This window comes from Pseudomonas sp. ITEM 17296 (genome assembly GCF_028895205.1).
Taxonomy (GTDB): domain Bacteria; phylum Pseudomonadota; class Gammaproteobacteria; order Pseudomonadales; family Pseudomonadaceae; genus Aquipseudomonas; species Aquipseudomonas kermanshahensis.
In genome coordinates this window covers 116,127-124,803 of sequence record NZ_WJRS01000017.1, presented here as the reverse complement: position 1 = coordinate 124,803, position 8,677 = coordinate 116,127, and the positions used below count along the sequence as shown (strand labels likewise).

The window sequence follows — 8,677 nt, the reverse complement described above, 5'->3', positions numbered from 1 at the left end:
TCTGTTTCGGGCCAGTAACGCCTGTGCCAGCGCGATACCGTCTTGTTTTCACAACACGATATCGTGCCATATGCCAAGGGGCGTGCGCCTATGACGCTGGGGTAATTGGCCCGAAACAAATGTAGGAGCAGCCTTGTGCTGCGAAGCGCCGCGCGGGCGGCGCTCGGCCTTACAGGCCCAGACAATCTCCCGCCGAACGGTCGCAACCACGACACAATCATCATGGCGCAATCAATTCAAGACATCGCCGTGTCCATCACCATCATCAGGCAAAAACCGATACACAATCCCAAACTGGCCAGGCGGTGATGCCCATTACTACGCGACTCGGGGATGATCTCCTGGGTCACTACCAGCAGCATCGCCCCCGCGGCACACGCTAGGCCCAACGGCAACAGCAGCTCTGCCACATTTACCAGCCAGGCACAAATAACCGCTGCCACCGGTTCGACCAGGCCTGAAGCGGCACCAATCAAGAATGCCTTGAAACGCGGCATGCCCGCCCCCGCCAGCACCAGCGCAATCACCAGCCCTTCCGGCACATCCTGCAAAGCGATGCCCATTGCCAGGCTGTCGGCATCGGCCATGCCACCGCCCGCAGACACGCCAATGGCCATGCCTTCAGGAATGTTGTGGGCGATGATGGCGATCACGAACAACCAAATTCGCGCGGCAATCACCGGCTGGTTGTCTGTGCCGACCAAGGCTTCTGGCGAGGCACCGGAGACCTTGAGGTCGACCAGGAACAGGCACAAGGCGCCAAACATCAGGCCAAAGCTGATCAAGCCGCCCGCGCCCCATGGGCTGAAGCCGATGCCTTGCGCCGCCTCCAGCCCCGGGATGATCAGGGAAAACGCGGTGGCCGCCAGCATCACACCCGCGCCGAAGCCCAGCAGTGTGTCGGCCAGGGCTACCGGCATGTTACGAATCACCAACACCGGTACCGCGCCCAGCGCTGTCCCCAACGCACACAATGCGCCCCCTTCGAGGGCACGCAGCATGCGCGGCTCCAGGCCCAGCCAGGCAATGCCCTGCGCCAGCAGCAATGCTGTGCCCGCCAGCAACAGCAAGGTTCCTATCGCCAGACGAAACAGACGCACGCTGCTGACGGACAACACCTGTGAACGCATACCGGATCGACTCACTTCAAGGCTTCGAGATAACGACGTTCCACTTCCGCCCAGTCGACGACGTTGTAGAAGGCACCGATGTATTCAGGGCGACGGTTCTGGTATTTCAGGTAGTAGGCGTGCTCCCACACGTCCAACCCGAGAATCGGCGTGTTGCCGTGCATCAGCGGGCTGTCCTGGTTACCGCTGCTTTCGACCACCAGCGTGTTGCCCGGGGTGACGCTGAGCCAGGCCCAGCCACTGCCAAAGCGGGTCAGCGCTGCTTTGGTGAAGGCGTCCTTGAACGCGTCGAACCCACCCAGCTCGGCCTCGATGGCCTTGGCCACCTGACCGTGTGGCTGGCCGCCGCCGTGTGGCGCCATCACCGTCCAGAACAGCGTGTGGTTGGCGTGGCCGCCGCCTTGGTTGATCACGGCGCCCTGCAGCTTTTCTGGCAGCTGCTTTACCGCGCTTACCAGCTGCTCCACCGGCCATTCGGCCCACTCGGTGCCTTCGATGGCAGCGTTGAGGTTGTTGATGTAGGTCTGGTGGTGCTTGCTGTGGTGAATTTCCATGGTCTGGGCATCGATGTGCGGCTCCAGCGCATCGTAGGCATAAGGCAACGCAGGCAAGGTATGTGGCATATCAATGGATTCCGTAAGCGTGGGTTCTGGGTGTCACGCCTGTTTGCGCGGCCAGCTCGCTGGCGGCGGGGGCGTGACGGTTGAGCAGGCGCTCGGTGCGCGGGTACTGTCCGTACTCGGCAATGAAACTCAGCAATTCGGTGTAGGTGCGTGAACTGTGGCGCAGCGCTGCATCCCGCAGCGCCTGGGGCAAGCGGGCCTCCTGGCTGGCCTGGAGCAGGCGCTGGTGTGCAGAGCACAGGTAGTCGGCGCTCTCGTGCGGCTGGTTCAGGCGCAGGTGCAGGTCGGCCAGGTTGTGGTGGGCGATGACGAACACCGCCACCGCTTCGTCGACGTCATGCCAGCGCTCGAACAGCACCTGGGCCAAGGCCAAGGCTTGCAGGTAGTGTTCCCGGGCATCGACCCATTCACCTTGCTCGAACAGGCGGTTGGCGGTTTCAGTGGTGCGTTTCCAGTGCTGCATGACGTTTCTCCTGAGCGCGATGGCTCGTACGCTCGGCGGTGACGCTGAGTCAGATACCGCCGGCCGTGAGTTTTTCCGGGTCCAGCAGAGCCTCGAGCTGGTCACGCGACAAGTCGGTGTGTTCCAGCGCCACGTCGATGATCGGGCGGCCCTGCTTGTAGGCGGTCTTGGCGATTTCGGCGGCCTTGAGGTAGCCGATGATCGGGTTCAGCGCAGTGACCAGGATCGGGTTGCGCGCCAGCGCCTCCTTGAGCTTGCTTTCATTGACCTTGAAGGTGGCGATGGCCTTGTCGGCCAGCAGGCGGCTGACGTTGGCCATCAGCTCGATGCTTTCCAGCAGGTTGCGGGCGATTACCGGCAACATGACGTTCAGCTCGAAGTTGCCCGACTGCCCGGCGATGGCGATGGTCGCGTCATTGCCGATCACCTGCGCGGCGACCATGGCGGTGGCTTCCGGGATCACCGGGTTGACCTTGCCCGGCATGATCGACGAGCCCGGCTGCAAGCCTTGCAGCTCGATCTCGCCAAGGCCGGCCAAGGGGCCGGAGTTCATCCAGCGCAGGTCGTTGGCGATTTTCATCAGTGCCACGGCGGTGGTCTTGAGCTGGCCGGAAAGGGCCACCGCCGTGTCTTGCGAGCCGATCAGCGCAAACAGGTTTTGCCCGGGGGTGAACTCGACCTGGGTCAGGGCACTCAACTGACGCGCGAAGCCGGCAGCGAACTGTGGATGGGCGTTGATGCCGGTCCCGACGGCGGTACCGCCCTGGGCCAGCGCCTGCAAGCTCGGCAGGGTCGCCTCAATGTGTGCCAGGGCGCCGTTGATTTGCGCCGCCCAACCGTCGAGCACCTGGCTCATGCGCACGGGCATGGCGTCCATCAGGTGAGTGCGGCCGGTTTTTACAAAGGCGTGCACCTGCACCGACTTGGCCTCGATCACCTGCACCAGGTGCCGCAGCGCCGGCAGTAGCTGCTCGTGCAGCGCCAAGGCGGCACTGACATGGATGGTGGTCGGGATGATGTCGTTGCTGCTCTGGCCGCAGTTAACATGGTCGTTGGCATTGACCGCATCACCGAGCACCCGGCTGGCCAGGGTGGCGATCACTTCGTTGGCGTTCATGTTCGAACTGGTGCCGGAACCTGTCTGGAACACGTCCACCGGGAAATGCTGGATAAAATCTTCCGCGAGCAGTTGCTCCACCGCCTTGACGATGGCCTGGCCTTGGTCGGCGGTCACTTGCTCCAGCTCGATGTTGGCCTTGGCCGCTGCCGCCTTGGCCAGCAGCAATGCGCGAATGAACTGGGCCGGCATGCGCTGGCCGCTGATCGGGAAGTTGTCGACCGCGCGCTGTGTCTGGGCGCCATACAGGGCCTCGGCAGGCACCTGCAGCTCACCCATGCTGTCACGCTCGATACGGGTATTACTCATCGTCTAATCCTTGCATCAGTTCATCGGGAGAAATCGAAGGCAGCAGCACGCAGTTGGCCAACTGCAGGGCGTAGGGCTGCCAGCGCTGGTTCTGTTCGCGGCGGTCGAGGTTGCGCAGGTCCAGCAACGGGCGCCAGGCCTGGTCCAGGCACAGGCAGCGCCAATGCCACGGCAGCATGCGGTCGCAGGCGGTATCCAGCAGCAGGCGGAAGGAGGTCAACGCCACCGTCCAGGACGAGGTTTCGGTGCAGCACACCAGGTAACGGCCTTCGGCCAGGTAGTGCTCGATAAGGCGCGGCTCATCGGGCTCGAGCGCGCAGCGAATGCGCCGGCTGAGCCAGCGCCAGTTTTCCAAATAGGGCAATTCGTGAAGGACGGATTTCATGAACACCATCGCCAAGCAACTAGGTAATGATATTCATTATTAAGTGATAAATAGAATCACTTCAAGTGCGGATCGACTAAAGCCGTGAGGTAGGACGCATAAAAAAACCCGGCACCAAGGCCGGGTTCTCTAAATCAGTCTGAAACAGGTTGGGCTGTACCGGCCTCTTCGCGGGTAAACCCGCTCCCACAGTACCCTGAAGCCAGTCGGTGATCCTGTGGGAGCGGGTTTACCCGCGAAGCGGCCAGAGCAGGTTACCTATCAGCTCCCTGCAACCGTCATTCGCTCGATCAGCACGGAGCCCGTATGGATATTGCTGCGTGTCTCTAGATCGTTACCGATCGCGACAATTTGCTGGAACATATCCTTCATGTTCCCGGCGATGGTCACTTCCTGCACCGCGTGCTGAATCTCGCCGTTCTCGACCCAGAAACCCGCAGCCCCACGCGAATAATCGCCGGTCACCATGTTCAGGCCATGCCCCATCAGCTCGGTCACCAGCAAGCCACGCCCCATGCGGCGGATCAGGGCAGCCTGGTCTTCGACGCCATGGGTTACGTACAAGTTGTGAACACCACCGGAGTTGGCCGTGCTCGGCAGCCCGAGCTTGCGCCCGGAATAGGTGCCCAGCAGGTACGACACCAACTCACCTTTGTCGACGAACGGTTTGGCGTAGGTCGCCAAGCCATCGCCATCGAACGCGGCACTGCCCAAGGCCCGAGGAATATGCGGGCGCTCATCGAGGGTCAGCCAGCTTGGGAACAGGCGCTGGCCTAGTGTGCCTTCAAGGAACGATGACTTGCGGTACAGGTTGCCGCCGGAAATCGCCGAGAGGAAGCTGCCGAACAGGCCGCCGGCCAGCTCCGCCGAGAACAGCACCGGCACTTCGCAGGTTGGTACCGGGCGCGCGCCGAGGCGGCTGGCCGCACGCTGGGCCGCGCGCTGGCCGATGCTGCGCGGGTCAGCCAGCAAGGTGCCTTGGCGGTTCACGTCATACCAGTAGTCGCGCTGCATCTGCCCGTCGCCCTCAGCGATCATCACACAGCTCAGGCTGTGCCGGGTCGACGCATAACCACCGATGAAACCGTGGCTGTTGCCGTACACCCGGCACCCTTGATGGGTGTTGAGGGTGGTGCCATCGGCGTTGAGAATGCGGGCATCGGCGTCGAACGCCGCAGCCTCGCAGGCCAAGGCCATCTCGATCGCCTTCTCGGGTTCGATATCCCAGTCGTGATAAAGGTCCAGGTCCGGGATTTCGCGCGCCATCAACGCGGCATCGGCCAGCCCCGAGCATTCGTCTTCGGAGGTGTGCTTGGCGATGGCCAAGGCTGCGGCAACGGTCTCGCGGATCGCGTCTGGGCCACTCGCGGAGGTGCTGGCCGAGCCTTTGCGCTGGCCGACATAGAGGGTGATGCCAAAGCCCTGGTCACGGTTGAACTCGACCGTTTCGACCTCACGCTGGCGCACCGTGGTGGACAGGCCCTGCTCCAGCGACACCGCTACTTCGCAGGCACTGGCACCCTGGCGACGCGCTTCGGCGATGATCGCTTCGACCTGTTCCTGCAACGCTGGCAGGTCTTTCGGACCTACGCTCTGGACTGCACTCATGGTTCTCTCCACTCAAATTCTGCGTTCGGCGAGGGTCATTCTACGACCGGGCCGGACAAGCGGCCCCCGACTGGTTATCATGGCGGCGATTTCTAGCGGACTGCCACCATGGTTGATTCAAACGACGCCTACGACGGCGAAAAAAGCAAAACCCAGATCAAGCGCGAACTGCATGAACTGGTTGAACTCGGCGAGCGCCTCACTACGCTCAAGGCCGACACCCTGGCACGCCTGCCGTTGACCGACGAGCTACGCAAAGCGTTGGCCGAGGCCAGCAAGCACACAGCTCACGGAGCCCGCAAACGGCACATGTCGTTCGTCGGCAAGCTGATGCGCGTCCAGGACCTGGATGCCATCCATGCCTTGCTCGAACAGATGGACAGCTCGACCCGCCAGTACAACGAGCGCTTCCACGGCCTGGAGCGCTGGCGCGACCGGCTCATCGACGGTAATGACGAAGACCTCGAGCGCTTCGTCAACGAATACCCGGACACCGATCGCCAGCAACTGCGCTCGCTGATCCGCCATGCCCAGCACGAAAAAGCGCGGAACAAACCGCCTGCTGCTGCGCGCAAAGTGTTCAAGTACATCCGCGACCTCGACGAGCTGCAGCGCGGCTTGCGTTGATGCCGTAGGGCCGCTTTGCGGCCCATTCGCAGCGCAAGGCTGCTCCTACAGGTGCATGCGATACCTGTAGGAGCAGCCTTGCGCTGCGAAAGGACCGCAAAGCGGTCCCCAACGCCATCACGCACCAGTACCGCCAACTGTGATCGCATCCAGCTTCAGCGTCGGCTGCCCTACCCCTACCGGCACCGATTGCCCATCCTTGCCGCAGGTCCCGACACCACTGTCCAGGGCCAGGTCATTGCCGACCATCGACACGCGGCTCATCGCCTCCGGCCCGTTACCAATCAGCGTTGCCCCTTTGACCGGCGCAGTAATCTTGCCGTCCTCGATCAGGTACGCCTCACTGGTTGAGAACACGAACTTGCCGCTGGTGATATCCACCTGGCCACCGCCAAGGTTGGCGCAGTAGATGCCTTTTTTCACCGAGGCGATGATTTCTTGCGGGTCGCTCTCGCCGGCACGCATGTAGGTGTTGGTCATGCGTGGCATCGGCAGATGCGCGTAGGACTCGCGACGGCCGTTGCCGGTCACCGCCATGCCCATCAGGCGGGCGTTCAGCTTGTCCTGCATGTAGCCTTTGAGCACACCGTTTTCGATCAGCGTGGTGCACTCGGTCGGGGTGCCTTCGTCATCCACGCTCAGTGAGCCACGGCGGCCTTCAAGGGTGCCGTCGTCAACGATGGTGCACAGCTTCGACGCTACCTGCTCACCGATGCGGCCACTGAACGCCGAGCTGCCCTTGCGGTTGAAGTCGCCTTCCAGGCCATGGCCCACCGCCTCATGCAACAACACGCCCGACCAACCCGAGCCCAGCACCACCGGCAAGGTGCCCGCCGGCGCAGGAATCGCTTCCAGGTTCACCAGCGCTTGGCGCAAGGCCTCACGGGCATAGCCCATGACCTTGTCTTCGGTGAAGAACCGGTAGTCGGTACGCCCGCCACCGCCCTGGCCACCACGCTCGCGGCGGCCATTCTGTTCGACGATGACACTGACGTTGAAACGCACCAGCGGGCGCACGTCGGCGGCCAGGCTGCCGTCAGCCGCGGCGATGAGAATGCGCTCCCAGACCCCGGCCATGCTCACGCTGACCTGCTGGATACGCGGGTCCAGCGCACGGGTCGCCGCGTCGACTCGCTTGAGCAGGTCGACCTTTTCGGCGCGCGTCAGCACATCCAGCGGGTTGTCCGGAGCATACAGGGCGGTCACATCCTGGCTACGGAACGCCTGCACCGTGCCATTCTGCCCAGCGCGGGAAATCGAACGCGCGGCGCGGGCCGCAGAGGTCAAGGCTTCCAGGTTGATAGCATTGCTGTAGGCGAAGCCGGTCTTTTCACCGGATTGGGCACGTACGCCCACGCCCTGATCCAGGTTGAAGCTGCCCTCTTTGACGATGCCGTCCTCGAGCGCCCAGGTTTCCGAGATCTGGCCCTGGAAATACAAGTCGGCGGCATCGATGCCCGGGCCGGCCAACTCACCCAGCACAGCCTGCAGGCTGTCCAGGGTCAATCCGCCTGGGGCCAGGAGCTGCTCGCTGACGGTGGATAACATCTGGCTCATAGTCACTCCGAGGTGTGCGCAGGCCGCAAGGCGTCCTGCGAGAAAAAGCGCCGGTGCGATACCACCGGCATGCGCGCCCGAATGGACGCTTGTTCGTCAATGTCGCGCTCGGCGAGCAATACCGCTTCGCCCTGCGCCTGCTGCGCAACGATCCGCCCCCAAGGGTCGATGATCGCTGCATGGCCATGGGTTTCCCGTGGCCCTGGATGGGTGCCGCCCTGCGCTGCGGCCAACAGGTAGCACTGGGTCTCGATGGCACGCGCGCGAATCAGCACATCCCAGTGCGCCGCCCCCGTCACCGCCGTGAAGGCGGCAGGTGCGGTGATCAGTTCTGCCCCGGCTGCGCGCAATGCGCTGTACAACTCGGGGAAGCGCAGGTCATAGCATACGCTCAAGCCCAGGCGCCCAACCGGGGTATCGGCCACCACCACCTGTGCGCCATGGGCATAGTCATCAGACTCGCGATAACGGCCGCGGTTGTCGGCGACGTCCACGTCGAACAGGTGCAACTTGTCATAGCGCGCGGCCACTTCACCGTGTTCATCGATCAACAACGAGCAGGCATGGGCCTTGGCATCAGGTTGGCCGACCGGTGGCAACGGCAACGTGCCGGCAACAATCCATAACTTGAGGTCGCGCGCCGTGCGTTTCAACCAGGGAAGGATCGGCCCTTCCCCCAAGGCTTCGGCACGCCCGATCGCCGCAGCATCCTTGCGCCCCATTGCAGCGAAGTTCTCTGGCAGCACGGCCAGGCGTGCGCCACCGAGCGCGGCCTGCTCAAGCAGGGCGCCGGCCCGCTGCAGGTTGGCCAGCACGTCGTCCTGGCTGACCATCTGGATCACCGCTGCCTTCATGAAT

Annotated in this window: 9 protein-coding genes; 1 reads left to right on the top strand and 8 read right to left on the bottom strand. The window is 63.1% G+C overall.

Annotated elements, in window-relative coordinates:
• Nucleotides 1-236: 236 nt before the first annotated feature.
• The 6 genes from GIB19_RS18790 to pmbA all read right to left on the bottom strand — a co-directional run bounded on the left by GIB19_RS18790 (nt 237) and on the right by pmbA (nt 5,635).
• Nucleotides 237-1,130 (bottom strand): ZIP family metal transporter, encoded by an 894-nt coding sequence (locus GIB19_RS18790; RefSeq protein ID WP_027595602.1) that lies wholly within the window; start codon nt 1,128-1,130, stop codon nt 237-239.
• An 11-nt stretch (nt 1,131-1,141) separates the two neighbouring features.
• Nucleotides 1,142-1,753, bottom strand: coding sequence for a superoxide dismutase (locus GIB19_RS18785; RefSeq protein WP_027595601.1), 612 nt, complete (start codon nt 1,751-1,753; stop codon nt 1,142-1,144).
• A gap of 1 nt (nt 1,754) precedes the next feature.
• On the bottom strand, nt 1,755-2,216 hold the full coding sequence (locus tag GIB19_RS18780) for a hypothetical protein (protein WP_027595600.1): 462 nt from the start codon (nt 2,214-2,216) through the stop codon (nt 1,755-1,757).
• A gap of 49 nt (nt 2,217-2,265) precedes the next feature.
• Entirely contained in the window at nt 2,266-3,642 is a 1,377-nt protein-coding gene (locus GIB19_RS18775) for a class II fumarate hydratase (protein ID WP_099428394.1), read from the bottom strand.
• Nucleotides 3,635-4,036 (bottom strand): hypothetical protein, encoded by a 402-nt coding sequence (locus tag GIB19_RS18770; protein WP_027595598.1) that lies wholly within the window; start codon nt 4,034-4,036, stop codon nt 3,635-3,637. The genes GIB19_RS18775 and GIB19_RS18770 overlap by 8 nt, the downstream gene beginning before the upstream one ends.
• A 252-nt stretch (nt 4,037-4,288) precedes the next feature.
• On the bottom strand, nt 4,289-5,635 hold the full coding sequence (gene pmbA, locus GIB19_RS18765; RefSeq protein ID WP_027595597.1) for a metalloprotease PmbA: 1,347 nt from the start codon (nt 5,633-5,635) through the stop codon (nt 4,289-4,291).
• A gap of 108 nt (nt 5,636-5,743) precedes the next feature.
• Between pmbA and yjgA the strand changes: the two genes are divergently transcribed.
• Nucleotides 5,744-6,262 carry a ribosome biogenesis factor YjgA gene (yjgA, locus tag GIB19_RS18760; protein ID WP_027595596.1) on the top strand — a complete coding sequence of 173 codons (519 nt, stop codon included), beginning with the start codon at nt 5,744-5,746 and terminating at the stop codon, nt 6,260-6,262.
• A 117-nt stretch (nt 6,263-6,379) separates the two neighbouring features.
• On the opposite strand, the gene tldD is transcribed toward yjgA, so the two are convergent.
• Together tldD and GIB19_RS18750 are read right to left on the bottom strand one after the other, a co-directional pair.
• Nucleotides 6,380-7,819: a metalloprotease TldD gene (gene tldD / locus GIB19_RS18755; RefSeq protein ID WP_027595595.1), complete on the bottom strand. Its 1,440-nt coding sequence runs from the start codon at nt 7,817-7,819 to the stop codon at nt 6,380-6,382.
• A gap of 2 nt (nt 7,820-7,821) precedes the next feature.
• Nucleotides 7,822-8,673, bottom strand: a complete 852-nt coding sequence (locus GIB19_RS18750) for a carbon-nitrogen hydrolase family protein (protein WP_099428392.1) — start codon at nt 8,671-8,673, stop codon at nt 7,822-7,824.
• Nucleotides 8,674-8,677 lie beyond the last annotated feature (4 nt).